Source organism: Paenibacillus sp. Y568 (genome assembly GCF_059445545.1).
The window spans coordinates 45,151-65,553 of the sequence record NZ_JCAIUM010000013.1 but is presented as its reverse complement, the minus strand read 5'-3'; the positions used below and the strand labels follow the sequence as shown (position 1 = coordinate 65,553).

The 20,403-nt window shown below is 39.9% G+C and carries 22 protein-coding genes; 4 read left to right on the top strand and 18 right to left on the bottom strand.

Annotation, left to right across the window (positions count from 1 at the left end; genetic code table 11):
• Positions 1-92: 92 nt before the first annotated feature.
• The 13 genes from AC1D7X_RS18020 to AC1D7X_RS17960 form a co-directional block, all read right to left on the bottom strand.
• Positions 93-1,025 (bottom strand): manganese-dependent inorganic pyrophosphatase, encoded by a 933-nt coding sequence (locus AC1D7X_RS18020; protein WP_495475835.1) that lies wholly within the window; start codon positions 1,023-1,025, stop codon positions 93-95.
• A 121-nt stretch (positions 1,026-1,146) separates the two neighbouring features.
• Positions 1,147-2,364 carry an SLC45 family MFS transporter gene (locus AC1D7X_RS18015; RefSeq protein WP_495475834.1) on the bottom strand — a complete coding sequence of 406 codons (1,218 nt, stop codon included), beginning with the start codon at positions 2,362-2,364 and terminating at the stop codon, positions 1,147-1,149.
• Between the two features lie 4 nt (positions 2,365-2,368).
• The gene (locus tag AC1D7X_RS18010) at positions 2,369-3,106 is read right to left on the bottom strand and encodes a glycerophosphodiester phosphodiesterase (RefSeq protein WP_495475833.1); all 738 of its coding nucleotides are present in this window, start codon (positions 3,104-3,106) and stop codon (positions 2,369-2,371) included.
• A gap of 231 nt (positions 3,107-3,337) precedes the next feature.
• Positions 3,338-4,495, bottom strand: a complete 1,158-nt coding sequence (locus AC1D7X_RS18005; RefSeq protein ID WP_495458119.1) for a cation:proton antiporter — start codon at positions 4,493-4,495, stop codon at positions 3,338-3,340.
• Between the two features lie 271 nt (positions 4,496-4,766).
• Positions 4,767-5,195, bottom strand: coding sequence for an RbsD/FucU family protein (locus AC1D7X_RS18000; protein WP_495458120.1), 429 nt, complete (start codon positions 5,193-5,195; stop codon positions 4,767-4,769).
• A 25-nt stretch (positions 5,196-5,220) separates the two neighbouring features.
• The gene (locus tag AC1D7X_RS17995; protein WP_495475832.1) at positions 5,221-6,720 is read right to left on the bottom strand and encodes a rhamnulokinase; all 1,500 of its coding nucleotides are present in this window, start codon (positions 6,718-6,720) and stop codon (positions 5,221-5,223) included.
• 37 nt (positions 6,721-6,757) lie between these two features.
• Positions 6,758-7,417: a class II aldolase/adducin family protein gene (locus AC1D7X_RS17990; RefSeq protein ID WP_495458122.1), complete on the bottom strand. Its 660-nt coding sequence runs from the start codon at positions 7,415-7,417 to the stop codon at positions 6,758-6,760.
• Between the two features lie 23 nt (positions 7,418-7,440).
• The gene (locus AC1D7X_RS17985; RefSeq protein ID WP_495475831.1) at positions 7,441-9,228 is read right to left on the bottom strand and encodes an L-fucose isomerase; all 1,788 of its coding nucleotides are present in this window, start codon (positions 9,226-9,228) and stop codon (positions 7,441-7,443) included.
• A gap of 295 nt (positions 9,229-9,523) precedes the next feature.
• Complete coding sequence (locus AC1D7X_RS17980; protein ID WP_495458124.1) at positions 9,524-10,045, bottom strand: hypothetical protein; 522 nt, start codon at positions 10,043-10,045, stop codon at positions 9,524-9,526.
• Between the two features lie 43 nt (positions 10,046-10,088).
• Positions 10,089-10,373 (bottom strand): DUF6509 family protein, encoded by a 285-nt coding sequence (locus AC1D7X_RS17975; protein WP_495458125.1) that lies wholly within the window; start codon positions 10,371-10,373, stop codon positions 10,089-10,091.
• Positions 10,374-10,512: 139 nt separating this feature from the next.
• Positions 10,513-11,067 carry an SLOG family protein gene (locus AC1D7X_RS17970; RefSeq protein ID WP_495458126.1) on the bottom strand — a complete coding sequence of 185 codons (555 nt, stop codon included), beginning with the start codon at positions 11,065-11,067 and terminating at the stop codon, positions 10,513-10,515.
• Between the two features lie 122 nt (positions 11,068-11,189).
• The gene (locus AC1D7X_RS17965; RefSeq protein ID WP_495475830.1) at positions 11,190-12,251 is read right to left on the bottom strand and encodes a hypothetical protein; all 1,062 of its coding nucleotides are present in this window, start codon (positions 12,249-12,251) and stop codon (positions 11,190-11,192) included.
• A 162-nt stretch (positions 12,252-12,413) separates the two neighbouring features.
• Complete coding sequence (locus AC1D7X_RS17960; protein ID WP_495475829.1) at positions 12,414-12,746, bottom strand: hypothetical protein; 333 nt, start codon at positions 12,744-12,746, stop codon at positions 12,414-12,416.
• Between the two features lie 755 nt (positions 12,747-13,501).
• Between AC1D7X_RS17960 and AC1D7X_RS17955 the strand changes: the two genes are divergently transcribed.
• A complete protein-coding gene (locus AC1D7X_RS17955; protein ID WP_495458129.1) occupies positions 13,502-13,684 on the top strand; it encodes a uracil-DNA glycosylase in 183 nt (60 codons plus the stop codon).
• A gap of 84 nt (positions 13,685-13,768) precedes the next feature.
• Here AC1D7X_RS17955 and AC1D7X_RS17950 read toward each other — a convergent pair whose 3' ends face one another.
• The 3 genes from AC1D7X_RS17950 to AC1D7X_RS17940 all read right to left on the bottom strand — a co-directional run bounded on the left by AC1D7X_RS17950 (position 13,769) and on the right by AC1D7X_RS17940 (position 15,436).
• Positions 13,769-14,515: an SDR family NAD(P)-dependent oxidoreductase gene (locus AC1D7X_RS17950; protein WP_495475828.1), complete on the bottom strand. Its 747-nt coding sequence runs from the start codon at positions 14,513-14,515 to the stop codon at positions 13,769-13,771.
• A gap of 220 nt (positions 14,516-14,735) precedes the next feature.
• The gene (locus AC1D7X_RS17945; protein WP_495458131.1) at positions 14,736-14,909 is read right to left on the bottom strand and encodes a hypothetical protein; all 174 of its coding nucleotides are present in this window, start codon (positions 14,907-14,909) and stop codon (positions 14,736-14,738) included.
• A 74-nt stretch (positions 14,910-14,983) separates the two neighbouring features.
• Positions 14,984-15,436, bottom strand: coding sequence for a CPBP family intramembrane glutamic endopeptidase (locus tag AC1D7X_RS17940; RefSeq protein ID WP_495475827.1), 453 nt, complete (start codon positions 15,434-15,436; stop codon positions 14,984-14,986).
• A gap of 176 nt (positions 15,437-15,612) precedes the next feature.
• Here AC1D7X_RS17940 and AC1D7X_RS17935 point away from each other — a divergent pair, with 176 nt between their 5' ends.
• Positions 15,613-16,518 (top strand): copper amine oxidase N-terminal domain-containing protein, encoded by a 906-nt coding sequence (locus tag AC1D7X_RS17935; protein ID WP_495458133.1) that lies wholly within the window; start codon positions 15,613-15,615, stop codon positions 16,516-16,518.
• A gap of 44 nt (positions 16,519-16,562) precedes the next feature.
• On the opposite strand, the gene AC1D7X_RS17930 is transcribed toward AC1D7X_RS17935, so the two are convergent.
• Positions 16,563-17,144 (bottom strand): hypothetical protein, encoded by a 582-nt coding sequence (locus tag AC1D7X_RS17930; RefSeq protein ID WP_495458134.1) that lies wholly within the window; start codon positions 17,142-17,144, stop codon positions 16,563-16,565.
• Positions 17,145-17,240: 96 nt separating this feature from the next.
• Between AC1D7X_RS17930 and AC1D7X_RS17925 the strand changes: the two genes are divergently transcribed.
• Positions 17,241-18,011: a MerR family transcriptional regulator gene (locus AC1D7X_RS17925; protein WP_495475826.1), complete on the top strand. Its 771-nt coding sequence runs from the start codon at positions 17,241-17,243 to the stop codon at positions 18,009-18,011.
• Positions 18,012-18,025: 14 nt separating this feature from the next.
• On the opposite strand, the gene AC1D7X_RS17920 is transcribed toward AC1D7X_RS17925, so the two are convergent.
• A complete protein-coding gene (locus tag AC1D7X_RS17920; RefSeq protein WP_495458136.1) occupies positions 18,026-18,793 on the bottom strand; it encodes a DUF1836 domain-containing protein in 768 nt (255 codons plus the stop codon).
• 245 nt (positions 18,794-19,038) lie between these two features.
• On the opposite strand from AC1D7X_RS17920, the gene AC1D7X_RS17915 reads away from it, so the two are divergent.
• Positions 19,039-20,352, top strand: a complete 1,314-nt coding sequence (locus tag AC1D7X_RS17915) for a hemolysin family protein (RefSeq protein ID WP_495458137.1) — start codon at positions 19,039-19,041, stop codon at positions 20,350-20,352.
• Positions 20,353-20,403 lie beyond the last annotated feature (51 nt).

The following is a 20,403-nucleotide window of genomic DNA, read 5'->3' as shown; positions in this document are numbered from 1 at the left end:
CCCCTCCTCATTGCCACTCTAATTATTTGTACACACAAAAAAAACGCAATCGCGCCAAGAATCGGCTATGATTACGTTCTTCTATTCGAGAATTACAATTTATTTAATGTTTCAGTTAATACAGGGACAATTTGTGATTTACGTGACACAACGCCCTTTAATATCGTCTTGTTATCAACCAATTGTACGTCATAAGCTTGTTCTACTGCGTTAGTTACTTTACCAAGTGCCAATGCTACGGAATCATTATTAAGAATATCCGTAACGACAAATACAAATAAATCTAAACCCTTCTCCGCAATTACAGTGGATAGGGCAGCTTCCAATTCAGATTGGCGAGCTAATACATCATTCGTATCCACTGCATTCACTTGAGCAATCTCCACTTTGTAGTTGCCCATTTGGAATTCTTTAGCATCAAGAGAGATCAATTCTTGAATAGTCTTATCACTAAGATCCGCACCCGCTTTAAGCATTTCTAGGCCATAGCTTTCTAAGTTTACACCTGCAATCTCAGCTAATTCCTTCGCCGCAGCCACATCCTCAGCTGTACATGTTGGAGACTTCAAGAGTAGCGAGTCTGAAATGATAGCGGATAACATTAATCCAGCAATCTCCTTACGAACCGCGACTCCCTTTTCTTTATACATTTTATTTAGAATAGTTGCTGTACAACCTACTGGCTCTGCACGGTAATACAACGGATGGCTGGTCTCAAAATTCGCAATTCGATGATGATCAATAACTTCCACAACGCGTACCTTATCAATATCACTAGCACTCTGTTGACGTTCATTATGATCGACGAGAATAACTTCCTCTACTTCATTAGAGACCGTCTCTACAAGACGAGGGCCACTCACATTGAAATGATCTAATGCATATTGTGTTTCTCCGTTAATCGAGCCCAATCGAACGGGTTCTGCATCTACACCTAAAGCTATCTTTAGTTCAGCATAAGCAATAGCCGAGCAGATTGTATCTGTGTCTGGATTTTTGTGTCCAAAAATAAGTACCTTCGTCATAATAATAATTCTCTCCTTCTTATGGCCAATAAAAGTATGCGCCTAAATGATTGTTCTGTCTTAATTATAACGTCAAATTCTCCTTAATCCAATTCCTTTACAGAGAATAATTGACAATATATTAGATACTCTCTGTCGGAAGCCCACTCTTTGGCATATTCAAAGACTCTTTTTCTTGTCTGACCATCAATATAAACGCTAATGCTACCAGCATGCTTGCCGATGCACAGTAGAATAATATAGAGTAACCGAAACTATCGATCATCATTCCTAATAATGGCGGAGAGGATATGGCTGCTAAAGAAGACACTAAGTAATATAACCCTGTTCGTGTACCGATGCTCTCTTCTTTGCCTGTAGATATAATAAATGGATATGAATTGATATTAATACATGCCCAGAACATCCCTCCAACTAATAAGAGAAGGCGGAGAATCAATAAATCGTTCACAAAGATTACAAGGGAAAAGACAATAAACAGACCACATATACCTGCAATGATCATTTTTTTCTTACCAAATCGGTTACCTAGAAAGCCACTTGGGATCGCAAACAGAACAAATGCTAATGAGAAAAAAGTTAAGGAGAATGACGCGGCTTTCTCACTTAGTCCTAAGTGATTTTTCCCATACAACGTAAATAACGTTTCAACCCCTTGATAAGAGACGAACCAGAAGAAGATTGCAGCTAGTAAAAATACTGTTGTGCGGTCTAGTTGTTTTTTTAACGATATACGAGGTTTCGTTCCCGATCCAAGTTGCTCCGAAGGTGTGATTACAGAATCTCTAGATTCCTTTATCGTGCGTGAGACAACTAATAGACATAATAAGGTTAACAACCCTGCTACAATAAAAGGTAACGAACGATGGTAGTCATACAATATGGAACCTACTCCAAAAGCAAGAATGGAGCCTACTCCACCCATAAAGTTAATAATCCCATTGGCTTTCGTACGCTTATTCTCTACCGTAATATCAGGCATCAATGCCACCGTAGGAGAGCGATATAAGCTCATGGATAGATTCATCAGTATCATAAATAGTAAGAGAGTGAATAATCCCGTATGAAACGGTATGATTGCCGTAAAGATCGCTGCTAGCGGCATTCCAAATAACAAATAAGGGATTCTTCTACCATGCCGAGTTGCCGTGCGATCACTTCTATTGCCTATCCATGGTTGTAGAAAAAGGGCAAAGTAATTATCGATGGTCATCAAGAAGCCGACAACAGCGATGCTTTGTACATAGTTTTCGAGAAAAAAGGGTACAAATGCATTATATAATGCCCAAGTAATACTAATACTGAAGAACCCAAAACCCAGAAGCCATGTCTTCCTCACTCGGTCACTCTCCTCTAATGGCTAATAGTTCAACTAGTCTGTCAGGATAATCGGTTATAATCCCCGAGACACCCGCTTCAATTAAATATGTCATTCGCTCAGGATCATTAACTGTAAAGGGACAATATTCCTTTCCATGTGCTGTCGCACCCTTCACAAATTCGGGCAACACAGCATAATGGTTCGCATGAAGTGCATCAGCACCTAATGTTGCAGCATACTCCCAAGGTTGGTACAGCCCCTCCATGTAAAGGATTCCAGTCCGAATCTCAGGGGCAATACTTTTACAAAATGCTAAAGAATAATGATTAAAACTTGAGAATACCACTCGATCCGCCATGTTATATTGACGAACAAGTTGGATTACCTTCTCCTCCATACCTGGATACATAAAAATACCATTTTTTAGTTCAATATTTAACATTGTGTCACGTTGACAAAGAAGCTTCAGTAAATCTTCTAGCAAAGGTATACGCTCACCTTCGAAAGAATCTCCGAACCAAGAACCTGCATCTTCCAAAGATAACTGTTCCAAGGTCATATCCTTCACATAACCCGACCCATTCGTAGTACGATTGATAGCTTCATCATGGATCAGTACCAAATGGCCATCCTTGGTCATCTGGACATCTGTTTCGATCCCTGTTGCTCCTAGTTCAAGACCCTTAACAAAAGCCGCCATCGTGTTCTCAGGGCATGCTGCTGATGCACCTCGATGCGCATAGTTGATTAACTTCTTCATCCTTCGTACCCCCATATCCTAAATAGCCCTCATTCATACATTTACATCCCAATATCTTAAGAGAATGAGATTGTAGGCTTCGTTAATAGTATAGTTTCAATTGGTAAAAAATACATCATCCGAATGTAAAAAATGACACGTTCATGGAAGCAACTGATCCTATAACAGACGAAGAGCCTCAACCCATTATTGGATTGAAGCTCTTCATAAAAATAAGAAGCTATGCGTAGTCTAGTTGTCCTTAACTGTTACGGGCTCACGGAACAAGTATTTTAACAAAGGAGGCGTAACTAACGTCGTGAGAATAACCATAATGATGACGGAAGTGAAATATTGCGGTTGAAGTAGACCTGCTTCTAATCCTGTCGCCGCAATGATTAAAGCTACTTCTCCTCTTGATATCATTCCTGCTCCAATGGCAATCGACGACCGTGTATTAAATCCGGTTAGTCTTGCTCCAAGTCCTCCACCTATCCATTTGCTCAATATAGCTACTAACGAGAGTAGAATGAGGAATCCAATTTGTTGTCCCACACCTTCAAAGGAAACATTAAGTCCAACGCTCACAAAAAAGACAGGTACAAATATAGAATACGCAATGGGTTCTACCTTCTTTTCCACAATGTGCTTAAAGGAAGTCTGTGAAATCGCAATCCCTGCTGCAAACGAACCTATAATTCCGGCCATACCCATCAGATCTGCAAAATAAGCAAAACCAAAACATATAACTAGAGCAGCTGTTATGGTCGCTTCCGTCACCTGTAACTTGGAGAGCACCTTCATCACCTTAGGTACAAGGAACGCCCCTACGGCAATAATAATGACAAAGAATAATACCTTCTTGCCGATGAGTAAACCTAAGTTCACGTCCTCCCCAGTACCAAGTAAACTCATCATTACGGCTAATAGAATAACTACGAGGACATCATCTACTACCGCGGCTCCCAGGATCGTCGTACCTTCACGGGAATTCAGTTTATTCATATCTTTTAGCACTTGAGCTGAAATACTAACGGACGTAGCACTAAAAATAACCCCCATAAAAAGTGCATAACTATTAGGGAATCCAAATAATTCAGCGACAGCGAATCCTCCGACAAAAGGAAGAATTATCCCTCCTACGGCAACCGCAAGTGCGGACTTCCAATTCCTCTTAAGTTGATCCACATCTGTTTCTAGACCGGCTATAAACATGAGCAATAATACACCGATTTCTGACATGTAATGAATAAAATCACTATCGTTTGGAATCCAACCTAGTACAGCTGGCCCTAAGACAACCCCTATGATCAACTTCCCTAATACTGCTGGCTGTCCGAGTCGAACCGATAGATCCCCTGCTACTTTAGTAAAAAATAGAATAAGGACAAGATAAAAAATAAATGCCATACGTCATCTCCCTCTCTTACGATTAAAATACCCTCTAATATTGTTTAATATGAGGAAGTTGCAACAAAAAAAAAAGAGGATTCCTATATTCGGAATCCCCAAAAATAAACAGGAGGAGCCCTTGGTGACAGGCTCCTCCGTAAATCAACAGGTGCATATAATAAATCTTATATTACAATTATAAAGAAATCTTATAGTTTTGTAAACCACATTACACCTCAACTGTACTTCGCTAGTCCCCTTATTTCAACTTAATTCCAGCTACAGTCCATTAGGTAATTACACCTTTCTTTAAAATTATATTTGCATACAAGGCCTTCTCCCCTGTTGCAACTACGGCGTAAGCCCTTTTCGTGCGCTCATAGAATTCGAACCGTTCGATCTTCTCTAGAGGTTGAGATAATCCTGTTCGTTGTTCGATAATCGTCTTATACTTTTCCCAAATGGGTGTCTCCACTAAGTCCCCTGGAACAATTTGCATAAGTACCACCGGTCTCTCAACGTATTTATCTAAAGGAAACATGTGCAGAATAGCATCTAGCAATAATGGAATGGCATGCCCATCGCAACGAATGAGTCTCGATGTGTGACTTGCTGCAGGAAAATTAGCATCCGCTAGTACAATCTCATCGCCGTGGCCCATCTCCATCATTATTTTCAAAAGATCGGGTGTTATGATTCCAGGAACACCATATAACATATGAGCCATCCTTTCCTAATCTACATTAAATAGAGTGTGAGATCTGATCATATTGATAATAAGCATCTGACCAATCCTCTGTTGTGAATGGCTCGTAAGTTACTACAGGAAAAGATCTCTTAATGATATATGCAGCTTCTTTAACATCGTTAATCTCCCCATTGGCATGGAACTGTACGATTATATTTCCGATTGCACTCGCTTCGACGGGACCTGCCCATACCGGACGAGCAATGGCATTAGCAGTGAACTGACACAATAACTCGTTCTGAATCCCACCACCAATCATGTGTAATCCTGCATAGGCATGACCTGTCAACTTCTCGACTTGTTCCAACACTTTACGATAACGAAGCGCTAAACTTTCTAGAATACAACGTACCACTTCCCCTCGTTGATGAGGTACAGGTTGTTCCGATTCTTCACAGAACTTCTGGATTTCCTTCTCCATATCGGACGGGTTAAGAAACCTAAGATCATCCGGATCAATGAGACTCCGAAAAGGAGTAACCTCTGCCGCTTCCCTGACTATTTCCGTAAAGGTCACTTCTGTATCAATCCTATCCCATTTACGCTTACATTCTTGTAAAAGCCATAACCCCATAATATTCTTCAATAGCTGATATGTATGGCCCACTCCGCCCTCATTAGAGAATTGGAGTTGCCTCACTTCCATAGTCAATAAAGCCTCTTCAAGTTCTGTGCCAAGGAGTGACCATGTCCCACATACCAGATATACGAAATTAGAAGTGTTTGCTGGGACCGCAACGATAGCGGATTCCGTGTCATGCGAGCCAACTGCAATCGCTTTTAGATCAGGTATACCAAGCTCCTTACGCACTTCATCGGTGAGGTTCCCTATGATCGCACCCGGCTGTATAGGTTCGATAAACAAGGAGGATGGAATGCCTAATTCCTTCATAAGCGGCTCATTCCATACACCTTGGTTAGGTAAGAATAATTGCGTCGTTGTAGCCATAGTAAACTCACAGGTCTTCTCTCCAGTGAGGAAATAATTCAATAAATCAGGCGTTAGTAACAATGTCTTCGCATGGGTTAACTTAGGACAATTCGCCTTCTTCATAGCATACAACTGATAGATGGTGTTAAAAGGCATCAATTGTAGTCCACCTTCTATGAAAAGCCTCTCTTCACCGACCCTCTCACAGATTTCATTAATTAATCCATTCGTCTGAGGATCTCGATAGTGATATGGATTACCAAGCAATTCTCCGTTGTGGTCCAGGAGTCCGAAATCAACACCCCAAGTATCAATCCCATAACTAACAGGTAGGAATCCTTGTTGAAATGCTTTACGAATCCCTCTCTTGATCTCTTGTACAATCATCAAGATATCCCAATAGTAATGCTTACCTACTTGGATATGTCCATTCGTGAATCGATGAATTTCTGTCATTCGCAGACTTTTCTCTCCATCGGTTCCAGAGATCATTTCACCAATCAAAGCTCTTCCGCTACTTGCTCCGAGATCAAAGGCAAGAACTGTTGGAGACTTTAAGCTCATTGTCCTGCACCGCCCTTACTATACTGGTGGCTATAGGTTACTTCATTTGTTGAAGAAGCTTGATGCGATAATCTTCACTTTCTAGAGAAGCAATTTCTGCAAATTCCTCGTCACTCAAAGCTTTGGGTGTACCAATAACCTTTGCAGACATATAGATTGCGGCACTCTCTGCTACAACTTGTGTACGGTAATAGGCTTCTCGTAAATTTCTTCCTACCGTAACGAGACCATGGTTACCGAGTAGGATGGAGCTTGCTTCATTGACTTTGTTTGCTACAGCTTCCGCAAGAACAATCGTTGTGGGAAGGACGTATGGAACAAAAGCTGTCTTTCCTACTAGTGCAGCTTGATCTGGGAACATAATCGGAAGTTCCGTTTTGACAAGTGTGAAAGCAATGCATGATGAAGGATGTGTATGAACAATCGCCCCAATCGTTGAGTTGTTCCGGTAACAAAATAAATGCATAAGGACTTCCGAGGACGGTCGTAGTCCAATGTCCGTTATCTCCCCTGTCGGGATATCTACTTCAACCCATTGCTCTTGGGTTATATCCTCCATCGCGAACCCACTTGGTGACACATACATCGTATCTCCAATACGGGCACTGATATTACCACCGGGTCCAACAACAAGCCCATTCTCAACGGTTTTCTTGGCATATTTACATAGTTCAAGACGAATATTCATATCGCTCATTGAGATCCTCCATTCCTATGAGTCTATTTATAAAGTGGTCCGAAATTGGTACAAGCTCTGAAATCTGAACCTTCTACATGTTCTGTTCCAAACATTCCCCATACTCTTGGTCTAAATATTCGCTCTTCCGATACATTATGCATTGCAACGGGAATGCGAAGCATGGAGGCTAACGTAATCAGGTCGTCACCAATATGCCCGAATGAAATAGAACCATGGTTGGCACCCCAATGATCCATAACGGAGTAGACACTTGTGAAGGCACCTTTACCTGTTAAAATCGGGGTGAACCACGTTGTTGGCCAAGTCGGGTCTGTTCTCTCATCTAGTATTTCATGGACATGTTCAGGTAAATCAATTGAATATCCTTCAGCAATCTGAAGAACAGGTCCTATTCCCTTGACTAGATTCAACCGAGACATCGTCATGGGCATTCCGCCTTTTGTCAAGAAATCCGATGAGAATCCCCCTCCACGGAAATATTCAATAGATGCAGGTCGCCAAGAAGTGCTGTTAAGACATTGACGTGATTCCTCTTCTGTAATTTCCCAGAATGGCTTCATCACCGGTTGTCCATTGCGTTGTTGTTCTCCTGTTCCATCAAGAGAGGCGGATCCTGAGTTAATCAAATGCAAGATTCCGTTAGCAGCCATCCCCTCTAATTCATAGCCTGTCACTCTCTTCACTGAATCAGGACTCCAATACGTACGAACATCTGCAAAAATCTGGGCTGTATTGGTCAATAGATACCCAAATAACATTCCAACGCCATTCAAGCTATCATTCTCAGTAGCAACAATAAAAGGTGATCTGATTCCGTTCCAATCAAATGAACTATTCAGAATTGCTTCCATGAAATCACCATTTGGAAAATGATCTGTCCATTGTCTCTGGCCTTGGAATCCAGAAACGATAGCATGATGCCCTAATGCTTCTTCACCGAAACCTAATTCGGCAAGCCGTGGGTTTCCAATCATTAAATCTCGTGCGATGATCGTCATCTTAATGACCGTTTCCCAATCTTGATCTTTCTGTTCGCGAGAAGTCTGCATCGCTTCAGGATTGTTGTCAACACCCTCCACACAGTACTCCTTCACCCAGGAAAGCGCTTTCTCAAATTCCAATGGATCAACGATATTTTCATCCATACGACGCACAAACTCACTCATATCAATATATTCATTTCTCATACCTAAATATTCCTGAAAGAAGCGTTCATCCACTATAGAACCTGCAATACCCATAGATACCGATCCCATCGACAAATAGGATTGTCCTCTCATCATAGCTACGGTTAAGCCAGCTCTTGCGAAACGTAGAAGTTTCTCTCTTACATCTTCAGGGATGTTATTGTCACCTTCATCTTGAACATCGTTACCGTATATGCCAAAGGCAGGTAATCCTTTCTGTGCATGAGCAGATAGAACAGCTGCTAGATAGACCGCTCCTGGACGACCTGTACCATTAAATCCCCATACAGCCTTTGGAATGGAGGAGTCCGTATCCATCGTCTCTGTTCCATAACACCAGCAAGGGGTTACCGTAATCGAACAACCTACCCCTTCTTTTCGAAACTTATCTGCTGCTTGAGATGCTTCTGTCACACCACCGATACAGGTATCAGCCACCACACACACAACGGGTTCACCATTTGGATACTTTAATTGTTCGGAAAGGAGCCTAGCCACTGACTTCGCAAGGTTCATAGTCTGGTCTTCAAGAGATTCTCTCACGCCTTTGCGCCTACCATCAATTGTAGGACGAATACCAATCTTCGGAAAATGATTGCCCCAACGTTGCTCCATTGACATATCCAACCATCCTTTTCCATTATTTGATTTTATTGTGGATAAACCCAAATTATCAATAAGCTTCTTTGGTGTCAATTGTTTTTTATTTACGGTGACTAGTACTATTTACAATGTATAGATTCGAACAGAAAAAGTTGCCCAGAACATATCTGGACAACTTTTTTTTGAATGAGCACTCAAAATAAGTTATTAACAACCTTATACACAAACTTGATATACTTATCCACAAAATAAGCAGAGTTATTAACAATAGTGTTAGCAACTTTTATTTTGTGCACAAAAAGTAGCTTGAGCATCATCCATTATATTTCCACCGATGTTGATACTTTTCAAGATTGGGGTGTAAATCATGTGGCTCTTCTGTTAGTAACAATCGAATCTTAACAATCCATTCCTCAAAGGACGAGAACGAAGCGAAGAGATTAGCCATCTCTGGTGTTATGTACAGAAAATAGGGTGCCTTATATTTCTCCGTTAACAATCGAAGAGCAGAATCCATGGGTGTATACTTCTTCCGCTTTCCTTCCCATCCTTCAATCACCACTTTCGAGTACCCTCGATCACGCTTCCAATCGTGTAACCGTTGCTCTCGCTTGTGAAATGCACTTACCGGTTCCTTCCGCATCCTTCTTACAGTCTCCTCATGTAGAGGATACAGCACAAGCTTATCAAATGAATATCGCTCTATACTATCCACTGCAAGGTCTAATTCACCATCCGTTGTATTCTCAAAAGTATCATAGTAAATCAATGTGCCCTTTTGTTTCTCCTCTGGCGGTTCGTAGCCATAGGTTACGGACTGAACATTCCGATGCATGTTTATTCCCTCCTATAGCGAGTTCGTTAGTGGTGTTTATTGCTTAAGATAAGTGTTCTTTACAGAAGGTTGCCAGCAATTCAAGTTCATCCTCTTCCAGATCGAATTCTACGTACTTCTCAGAAGTTCTCTCTAGAAGTTCATACTTCACGATCCCTGTCCGTGTCTCATCTACCGTAAAAATAACTCTTGCATTTAACCCGTTCTCCAAATAAAGTTCATCATCTTCCGGAACATCAATTTCGAGAATAAACTCATAACGCTCTCCGGTCAAAATCTTAAATGGATCCTTGATTAACTTCACTGTATAATTCGTAATCGTTAACATATCTTCATCCTTTCAAATCATTAAAGTAGGAACAATATCTCATCATACCATACTCTGGTTCGAATTGAATAATAGATGTATCCACATAGAAAGACTTTCGTATAGTATTTGTTATTTTTCTTAAAAAAAACCTTGTTTTTTAATCCATCTCCAAATTTTCTTCATCCGCTATACTTTGAATATCCTCCGAGCTGACATTCATATAACTATATCCATCTTTGTCTTGTTTCTTTAATGCCTTCTCTTTAAAAAATCTAGGGCTTCCTTCGCCCGCGTCCTCATCATAGATAAGCAAAATACCATCTGTTTTTCTAAATAACAAATCGTCTCTAGCTGTGAATTGCCAAATTCCTTCATAAGGTTGCTTACTTACCGCGGCATAATAGTCCACACCCTGCAAAATTTGATGATAATAATCCTTTTTGGTGTCTTTCCATTTCTCCTCTTGATTCAAAAAAGCTGTGATGATAGAACATTTCAAATGCGGATACTGTTCTTTCAACTCGATGACGACCTCACAAGCCCATAAGTCGACACCGTACTGCCCAGGTGTTATCACCCATTCGAGCCCATCCTCTATGAGAGGAACCAACTTGCGTTTAATAGCTTTCTTTATATATGGAATGCCTTTATGTTTTTGATCATAAATATTAAGTTCGTGTGCGCGATAGCCTGTAACGAGAAGATTCTTCATCTCTAGCTCCTTTTGAATTGCTCAAATTCCACTTTCATTCAATCCTTTTAGTATAGATTCCCACTTCCTCACTGTCCATGTTTACAATGCTATTTTAGAGAAAGAACCTAGCCATAAGCTAGCTAGGTTCTCTTGCGTTTCATCATTTTGGCTTGAAACACTCTCAATGATGCAAGTTCTTTGGATGTCAGTTGTGGTGCATAAGATTTGGGAGAATGTTTCGTTTTCACTTTTTTGACAGTTCCTAATCCATTTGGACGAGCTATTTGGGTTCCAAATACCTGCATAGCCCAATTCACTGGGAACGAAATGGATATTCGGCCGTCTGAACTCCCTGCAAAGTTCATGGCTGCCGCATAATTATCTACAGTTCTTAGCCATACGGAACCTGAATCTCCGGGAAGTGATACCGGATTCACCCCTCGAACCACCGTCTGATTCTTAAAGCTAAGAATCCCCAGCTCTCCGTAATCGATTTGAATATCTGTATTTATGGAATCAACGATTCCATGCACCAGGCCGGTTGTTCTTCCTACTTTTTTTAAACGATCACCTATCCGATAAGTTGTTACATACCCCGGTAGTACACCAACCGTTGCATAACTCGGACTTAACAAACTATTTCTTAAGGGTTTGGATAAGGCAATATCAACACGATTGCTTTTGTTTTTCTCTAACTTCACATATCGATATAGTTTACCTACGTTATCCCTGCCTATTTGACCCTCATCAGCTGCACCAGGTTGCAATGTCCGAGTCATCATACTTGAATTCGTCGGATTTAAAACATGATTATTACTAATAATATACCGTTGCTTTGCCTTGGGAACATCCGTAACAATTAAACCTACCGAACCCGAACCGCTCGGAGTTCCTATACTATAACCAGCCGGGATCGGGCGAATCCTCGCCTTATAATCCACATAGGCGGCATGCATCTTTCCTGATTTCACGAATCGAACAGGTACAGTTACAGATTTACCTTTTGCCTTCATCGTTAGCGTCGATGAGATTCCAAGGAACTTAGGCGTAATGGTATTGGTGTAGATAATGACAGCGGCACCCTTCTTAGGGTTCTTGGGATCATAATAGCCTACCCCTATACCATGTACTTTAGATTTACCTAACATTGTGCGGGACATACGCTTCTTCATCGCATGTGCCTCTAAAAAAGTAGCCAACATCCATCACCTTTTTCCATTTGATACGTTATTGTATTCGCGGAAAGACAATTGTTTATGGGCGGTTTATAGGATTAAGCAATTCAATGAGAAACAAAGAAATAAGGCAGTTTCCTCATCCGAGGGAACTGCCTTATTTGTGTCATGAGATATATTAAACAATTCTCATGATTTAGCTATAAACGTAAATGCGATCTGTCTTGATATACTAGTAGGGTTATAGAGAACGATAACCCATTGATTGTCATTTAATGAGTAATTCGCTGTAGCGTATGCTGGTAATGAGTTATTTCTGTCAATCCACCAGCCACCACTTACAGGTTTCAGACTCCCCCCACTAAATGTGAATGTGAAGAATGTGTTCGGTGTTATTGTTCTGTAATACACGAATCTAAAAAAACCATTTCCTAGATTCTGTGTTGCTTTCGCTTTATTCGCGATAACTCTAACTCTTCTATTCTTTGCATCTGTTTTTTTCATTACGATTACTTTTTTCATATCCTCACCTCCTGCTTACAATAAATGCTAAGTAACGAGGATTAGCTTGGATACAAGACCCTCTCCATTTACACAAATTAATAGAGTTGTCATAATTTTGTTTACTTTTGTTTACTATTCATTGAATCCGCTTTCAATTCATCTAAAATGCGTATTTGTTTTTTGTCACAGAATGTTCAATAATTAACAAAAGACACATAATGTTCACAATTTTCATATCAATACATGAGGAGATGATCTGTATGGTAACCCCTAAAAGTAAACGTGAAAGCCAAATTTTTCTGATCTTTGTAGGTATCGGAGTCTTTTATGCCGTGTTTTATAGTGTATTCATCCTCTATTCCATTCATGGACAATAATTTATTCATGATCATGTTTGGATTACGTACCCTTCATAATCTATCCTACTTATGTGTCGCAAGTGATCTCTATAAAAGAGGTTAACGAATAAGTTATATATTCACTAACCTCTTTTATAGAGGTTGTTCAAAAATTCATCTTTTGATCACGAAGTATACCAAGAAGCTTATTCGACATCGAATATTGAATTCAGCCGGTCCTTCCGGTGCTCACGTAGGTACTGCCTACGCTACGCTCCGCTCCTCACTCCCTATCTTCATCCAATCTTCTTGGTGCTGAAAATCCGACTTTTTGAACACGCACTTATAGAATCGTTTTTTTTAGTAAAATTAGAGCTACACTTCGTTTCTAACCCTTAGTATAATGAACATATCTTACACCATTGAGGAGTACATATGTCTGAATCTCAACGTACTGATTGTATGAAATGTTCCTTTTATTATGTCACCTGGGATCCACAATTGCCTAAAGGATGTTCAGCATTTGGTTTCAAAACAAAAGTCATGCCAAGCGCTGCTGTTCTTTCTTCTTCAGGTAAGCCCTGCATGAGCTTCGAACTCAAAGAAAGATTCCGATAATTAGGTTACACTTTAATCTCACACTAAAATTCAAGAGGACAATCCTATGATGGATTGTCCTCTTCTTACTTCCTTATACTGAAATTACATACGTTGTCCGCCATCAACTGTAACAGCAGCACCATTCATATAGCTAGCTTCATCTGAAGCAAGGAATGCAATGACATTAGCAACCTCTTCTGCCTGTGCCAAGCGATCCAAAGGATATGCGGGATAATACTGACGGTCCAATTTCGGCATAGTCTTAGCTGCTTCAATGACCAGATTCGTATGGACTGTTCCAGGACATACTGCGTTTATACGTACACCTAATGGACCATATTCAACGGCAGCAGTCTTGGTCAATCCAACGACACCATGTTTGCTCGCCGCATAGATACTGTTAAGTGGCGTACTAAACAAACCGCCAATGGAAGCTGTATTAACGATAGCCCCTTTTTTCTGTTCAACCATAATCGGCAATGCATATTTCATACCAAGAAATACACTTCTAAGGTTAATTCCAATAATGCGTTCAAAATCTTCTAGGGATTTCTCTGCCAATGGAGTCGCCTTTTCAACTACACCTGCATTGTTCACCAATACATCAATTCTTCCGTACGCTTCCATCGTCTTCGTAATATAATTTTTCACATCTGACTCGGAGGAAACATCGGTTTTCACGAAAATCCCTTCCCCACCAGCACTTTTAATTTTCTCTAACCCTTCCAACCCGGCTGTTTCATTAAAATCCACTAATACTACTTTATAACCCTGCGAAGAAAACTTCTGAACCGCAGCAAAACCAATTCCTCCTGCTGCACCTGTAATAATAGCAACTTTATCTGACATGTTTATCACCCTTTTTGGTTAGTATATCTCAAATTGAGAACGTACAATTCTAACATAAATAACACTTTTAGAAAATAATTTGTCTAAGAAGTGCTAATGCGTGAGCTACGCTCCCTGCGCAATCCTTCCCATAAGTAAGATCATCACAAATGGAAAAAAAGCCGAGGAATGCAGGTATTACCCTAAACATCACTCGACTTTCCTTTATCTTTTGGTGGAATTAGAATGTCTCTGCATTCTTTACCGCATGATCCCAACTTGGAAAATAGAATAATGCATTTCGCATTAACTCGGGGTCACTTTGCTTTACTTGTTTCTTACCTATTGTTTCTCCACTGGATTGAAGTTTCCTGATGCGCTCAATAACCTCGTCGGCTCCTAGCGTAACTTCCATTAGGTTTCACTCCTTTCCTATTCAATTCCTCCTCCCTAATTTCTCCATCTGTCTCTTATTCTATACGCTGTGCTTTATCCAATGACAGTAGCTATAAGCGCAATCGTATTAAAGGCACTATGAATAATCATGCTAGGAAAGACTGACTTAGTTCTCTCATATGTCCAGGCAAACAGCAGTCCTGATATAAATGTCACTGGCAAAACATTATACGTTGGTATATGTACAATCATAAATATGAAAGAACTAATGATCATACCTGTCCTCACACCATATTTACTTCTGAACCACCGATACAGAAATCCGCGATACAAAATTTCCTCATATATGGGTGAAATCACCCCTGCAGATACCCAAGCAATGAATATGTGCATTACCGTCATCTGTGTTCGTATACTTTCAGTTTTACTATTCTCAGACCCTACCCCTAATAGACTCATAACGATAAGAAGCCCAATAGAACCAACTACTAATGCTATCGTCCAACCAACTATTGGCCCCCAATAACGTTTGTGAAATGGGTTCACCCCTACTGCATTCCATGACGAACTTATGTTCTTACTTTATCCTGCTTCAGAGTAAATTGGAAGTCGTTCTCTTAAATAAGACTAATAAACATTTTCTTTGTTCGCGAGTGCAACCTTTTAAGAAATAAAGTGTCTATAAGAATGTAATAATCACAACTTAAGAAAGAGGGTTTATTATGAAAACAGCTTTATCTGTTTTATCACTTATATTATGTTTAGTTTTTTTTGGACAATCACAAGTGTCTGCTGCAAAGCCTCTTCAGTTGAATGTAAATGGAAGTTTGTTGGCGGATCTGCCTTCTCCTTTGGTTAAGAACAACGTTAGTTATGTACCTATTCGAACGGTGGAATCTTTAGGATATAAGGTGGTTTGGGATAGTGCTTCTAAAACGGTTTCTATAATCAACCGTACTACTTCAGATATGTTAGTTTTGAAAGTTGGGAGTAATATTGCAATTAAAAATAAAGAAGAGCTAAAATTGGCTACGCCACCTCTAATCAAAAGCAATACCATTTACGTTCCTCTCCGATTTATTAGCGAAAATTTTGGGGCGGTTGTAGACTGGGATGTTAAGAATAATGGAATTGTCGTAGTTACTCCAGATCCTAATGCACAAAAGCAAATAAAAAGCGGTGACTTGGCAAAAGCAAGGTTGGCTGTTATTCCTTTGCCTGAAGTCCAATTCTATATTTCTCCTGTAAGTCCCGAAGGATCTAGCTTTAGCTACATTTTTACGGAAAAAGATTATTCCAAGTTGTATTTCATTTGGAACAGCAGTATCTACTATTACGAGCTGAAAAATGGCTATATGAGCCTTGTTTGGGAAGGTCAACTAACGGTTCCAACTAAGGACAATTCCTCTAGCCCACTAGCTAAATATCTAAATGGCGGTATCAAAACGATTTGGGGAGAACAGCCAACGTTGACTAAGCGACTGGTCTTCTTTAATAGTGTAAACGCTCAGGGAGAAGGAGGATATGGGATTATTGATACGAATGGATCTGTAGTCTTCTCCCATACCGTTCAAGAACCTAAACAACTCAGTGACATTATCGTTAACTTTCCAGAAGAAAATAAATAAATAAAAAAGCCCCAGCAATGATGCCGGGGCTTTTTTTTGTGCTCTTACGACTTAACCAATTTAGCGGTAAAGGAGCCGCCACTATACTGATGGCTGCCATTCGCACTGGTGAGATAATTAAGTGGTGCAGGTGTGTTAGCATCGGATACCGCGGTTGGTTGATGGAATGCATCCAATGTCCCTGATGTCATAGCCACCCAGTTATTAGAGGCGTCTCTATAGTAAATGTTCGATACTGTCACGTTATCATGGAAAATTCTCCATGCTGTCAGTGGTGCAGCGGTTCCTGATGCTTGACCAGCTCCAATAACAACACGGCAGTCGTCCAGGGTACCACTGTACACTTTATCACCGATGTATACAGGAGTAGCAGAGCCGTTAATGTAAAAATTAAGTTTGTTAGTGGGTCTTAAAGCAAGGAAATAAATGGCTATCATAAAAATAATAGACATGATAAAACCTACTAATGTTCCTGAATACAGGTCATTTTGAAACCATTTTAACAGCATATTTTTCAATAGAAATTCAACGAAAAATGGGACCGCAACCAACACAATGATAAGAATACGAATTAATTCTCTAGCTGACCACGACGTCTGCTTGAAATACAGCTCTCTCCAATTCACTTCTATCCCTCCAGAATATGTATGTGATGTGATACACTCAGTTTAAAAGGTGACGTTACGTCACCTGCAAGCACTTTTTTCTCAGGAGGTATGATTATGACATATTATTCAACAGGAGAAGTATCCAAGAAATTAGGAATATCCGTACGAACCTTACGCTACTATGACCAAATCAGCTTAATCACACCTTCATTCAAGAACGACAACGGGAACAGACATTACAGTGATGAAGACATTCTCATTATAGAGAAGATTACCATTCTTAAGAATCTTGCTTTACCTCTGGAAGATATTAAGAAAGTGTTATCTAAAGTGACCATTAAGCAATTGTTAAATGTGCATAGAGATTCATTAAAGGACAAGATTCATGAGCTTGAAGCTTCCGTATTACATACCAACACCTTGCTCAACATTCTACACATGGATGGGGATCTAAACTGGGAGCAACTTATCCTGATCATCAAAAATAGTGAGGGTAGTGAACAGAAAAGGGACATTGCCTGGAGCTCTTATTTTAACGATGATGAGCAAGCACTAATGACCACTCGTCTCCCCAAAATGGAACAGAATGACGGACAAACAGCTAAATGGATCAATATTATTAGACGAATAGAACTATGTCTAAGCAACAACACAAGCCCTACTTCAGAAGATGGGCAGATTATCGCCGAAGATGTTCTTTTATTATCTGAAGAAACATTTGGAGGGGATCGAGAATTAGAAGAAAAGTTCTGGAATGTGCGTAGGTCGGCAGCAGACTCAGAATCTTTAAACTTATATCCTATTCGAGAAGATGTCATTACTTTTCTAGAAGACGCAATGCGCAAAGAAGCCGATGAAGCCCACCAAGTGGGATCACCAGCCTAATCTACCTCATATACTCAATTAAGACTATGCAGAAATAACATACCATGAACGTAACGACGAGAAAGAGATTGGAAACATGATGTATGAACAGAGGTTAAGGCTACATGGATCGCTGTTTGTAGTGCTTCCTTTTGTTCATTCGATAGATCCCCTTTATCCGCCACATAATCCTCAGCTACCTCATTAATCATCTGGTCCCACTTATATACAAAATCTGTTCGTTCGCCCCCGTAGTTACGGTAACGTTCATCCAGTTGCTCAAATAATTCAGCATACGACGAATAGAAATCAAGTGGCTGAACCAGATGGCTATCTTGATGATCCTGCCCAGAGACTTGAAATATAATTTGAAAGAACTTGCGCATCGTGTCGTAATCCAAGGTTGACCTAAGGTCCTCTATGATAAAAAATAGAGCAACTTGTTGCAGCGAGTACTTCTTCCCTTCTTCTGCATGCCCAATAAACTCCTTGAAATCGCGCTTCACCCAGTTCTGGACAGAGGTAATAGAGAAGTGGGTGTATTCAATTTGTGTACCTAAGGAAACAATATCATGAAGAGAAAACGTAGGTCGGTCATCTGATTTAATCATTTTCTCGATGATAGGTGGAAGCGCCGTCGAGATGAACGCCGACATTGAACTACCTTGTGCTAATTCCCGCTCATGATTTGCTCTCCAGACATCTTGAATGACAGCTCGTGGTGATTTTGCTTCTGTCTTACCTACTTGTAGTGAAAGTAATAAGGTTGCCATATCCTTGCGTGTAAACGTTAAAGTTTCCATATAAACACCTTTCTATCTGGAGTCGTTCATATGAACTCATCATAAAATGTTTATGTGATGGTGTCAAAATGATATACCCAACGAGAATGACTTCTTTTATTTTATAAACGAGTTAAAATCGTCACTCACAGTCTAATATAGGCTCAACAGTCATTTGATACGGAGAGAATTAAGACTTATAATCAATATAAGTTCATAAGAACTATTTAAATGAACGACTCAGACAATAAAAAAAGGAGCTTGATATGGTACTCAATTTGTTTTTAGTAGCTTTATTAATTATCCTTACTGCTTTCTTCGTCGCTACCGAGTTCGCGGTCATTAAACTTCGTCCTAGCAGAGTGGATCAAATGGTTATGGAAGGTAAGAAAAATGCTTTAGCTGTAAAAAAGGTAACAAGTAACTTAGACGGTTATTTATCAGCCTGTCAATTAGGGATTACGATTACAGCCTTGGGACTAGGATGGCTCGGAGAGCCTACTGTCGAGGAAATTCTATACCCTCTATTCCAACAACTAGGCATTGGAGAAAGTACAGGACATCTTTTATCTTTCATTATTGCATTTGTATCTATTACATTCCTTCACGTTGTTATTGGTGAACTTGCTCCAAAGACACTGGCTATTCAGAAAGCTGAGCAAATTGCGGTGATTACAGCACCCCTTATTATCATATTTAATAAAATCATGTATCCCTTCATCTGGGCATTAAACGGTTCCGCAAATGGTCTAGTGAAAATGTTCGGAATTAAACCAGCTAGTGAACATGAAGAAGCCCACTCGGAAGAAGAGATTCGTATTATTCTCTCCGAAAGTTATGAAAGTGGGAAAATCAATCATACGGAATATGGTTATGTGGATCGAATCTTTACCTTTGACGAATTACTTGCCAAGGAAATCATGGTCCCACGTCCAGATATGATCTGTTTAGATGCCAACAAGACACTTAAAGAAAATCTAGCTATTATTAAAATAGAACAATATACACGCTTCTTGGTAACCAAAGGAAGTAGAGATCATATTGTTGGATATGTGAACACAAAGAAGTTCTTCCTGAACTATGATAACAATCCTAATTTTGACTTCAACTCTTTAATCCAACCTGTCTTAACTGTTCCTGAGACGATGCCTATTAAATTATTATTACTGAAAATGCAAGAAGAACGGGTTCATATTGCACTCTTAGTCGATGAATACGGTGGGACTTCTGGATTAATCACCATTGAAGATATCCTTGAGGAGATTGTCGGTGAGATTCGAGATGAATTCGATGCGGATGAGAAGAAACCCATTGAACTGATCAGCGAGGATCGCTATATTATTCAAGGAAATACTTCTGTTGATGAAGTAAATCAGGTGCTAGGTGTAGCGATTAAGCATGTCGATGTTGATACCATTGGTGGGTGGTTATATACTATGATGCCTGACCTTGGAAAAGGTATCGAGTGGCGTTATGGGCAACTAACCTTCATCATTCGAGAAAAAGAAAAATATCGGGTTCGCAAGATAGAAGTTCTACGTCATTATGAAGATGAACTTACACTCGAAGAACAATTATAAAAGCTAGTTGGCTTCTTAATAAGCAAAGAATAAAACCATGTTTTCTATACA

Excerpts from the sequence above, each read along its gene's own strand:
- AC1D7X_RS18020 (WP_495475835.1), bottom strand. The coding sequence starts at position 1,025 with ATGACGAAGGTACTTATTTTTGGACACAAAAATCCAGACACAGATACA.
- AC1D7X_RS18010 (WP_495475833.1), bottom strand. The coding sequence starts at position 3,106 with ATGAAGAAGTTAATCAACTATGCGCATCGAGGTGCATCAGCAGCATGC.
- AC1D7X_RS18005 (WP_495458119.1), bottom strand. The coding sequence starts at position 4,495 with ATGGCATTTATTTTTTATCTTGTCCTTATTCTATTTTTTACTAAAGTA.
- AC1D7X_RS18000 (WP_495458120.1), bottom strand. The coding sequence starts at position 5,195 with ATGTTATATGGTGTTCCTGGAATCATAACACCCGATCTTTTGAAAATA.
- AC1D7X_RS17995 (WP_495475832.1), bottom strand. The coding sequence starts at position 6,720 with ATGAGCTTAAAGTCTCCAACAGTTCTTGCCTTTGATCTCGGAGCAAGT.
- AC1D7X_RS17990 (WP_495458122.1), bottom strand. The coding sequence starts at position 7,417 with ATGAGCGATATGAATATTCGTCTTGAACTATGTAAATATGCCAAGAAA.
- AC1D7X_RS17985 (WP_495475831.1), bottom strand. The coding sequence starts at position 9,228 with ATGTCAATGGAGCAACGTTGGGGCAATCATTTTCCGAAGATTGGTATT.
- AC1D7X_RS17980 (WP_495458124.1), bottom strand. The coding sequence starts at position 10,045 with ATGCATCGGAATGTTCAGTCCGTAACCTATGGCTACGAACCGCCAGAG.
- AC1D7X_RS17975 (WP_495458125.1), bottom strand. The coding sequence starts at position 10,373 with ATGTTAACGATTACGAATTATACAGTGAAGTTAATCAAGGATCCATTT.
- AC1D7X_RS17970 (WP_495458126.1), bottom strand. The coding sequence starts at position 11,067 with ATGAAGAATCTTCTCGTTACAGGCTATCGCGCACACGAACTTAATATT.
- AC1D7X_RS17965 (WP_495475830.1), bottom strand. The coding sequence starts at position 12,251 with ATGTTGGCTACTTTTTTAGAGGCACATGCGATGAAGAAGCGTATGTCC.
- AC1D7X_RS17960 (WP_495475829.1), bottom strand. The coding sequence starts at position 12,746 with ATGAAAAAAGTAATCGTAATGAAAAAAACAGATGCAAAGAATAGAAGA.
- AC1D7X_RS17955 (WP_495458129.1), top strand. The coding sequence starts at position 13,502 with ATGTCTGAATCTCAACGTACTGATTGTATGAAATGTTCCTTTTATTAT.
- AC1D7X_RS17950 (WP_495475828.1), bottom strand. The coding sequence starts at position 14,515 with ATGTCAGATAAAGTTGCTATTATTACAGGTGCAGCAGGAGGAATTGGT.
- AC1D7X_RS17945 (WP_495458131.1), bottom strand. The coding sequence starts at position 14,909 with ATGGAAGTTACGCTAGGAGCCGACGAGGTTATTGAGCGCATCAGGAAA.
- AC1D7X_RS17935 (WP_495458133.1), top strand. The coding sequence starts at position 15,613 with ATGAAAACAGCTTTATCTGTTTTATCACTTATATTATGTTTAGTTTTT.
- AC1D7X_RS17925 (WP_495475826.1), top strand. The coding sequence starts at position 17,241 with ATGACATATTATTCAACAGGAGAAGTATCCAAGAAATTAGGAATATCC.
- AC1D7X_RS17920 (WP_495458136.1), bottom strand. The coding sequence starts at position 18,793 with ATGGAAACTTTAACGTTTACACGCAAGGATATGGCAACCTTATTACTT.
- AC1D7X_RS17915 (WP_495458137.1), top strand. The coding sequence starts at position 19,039 with ATGGTACTCAATTTGTTTTTAGTAGCTTTATTAATTATCCTTACTGCT.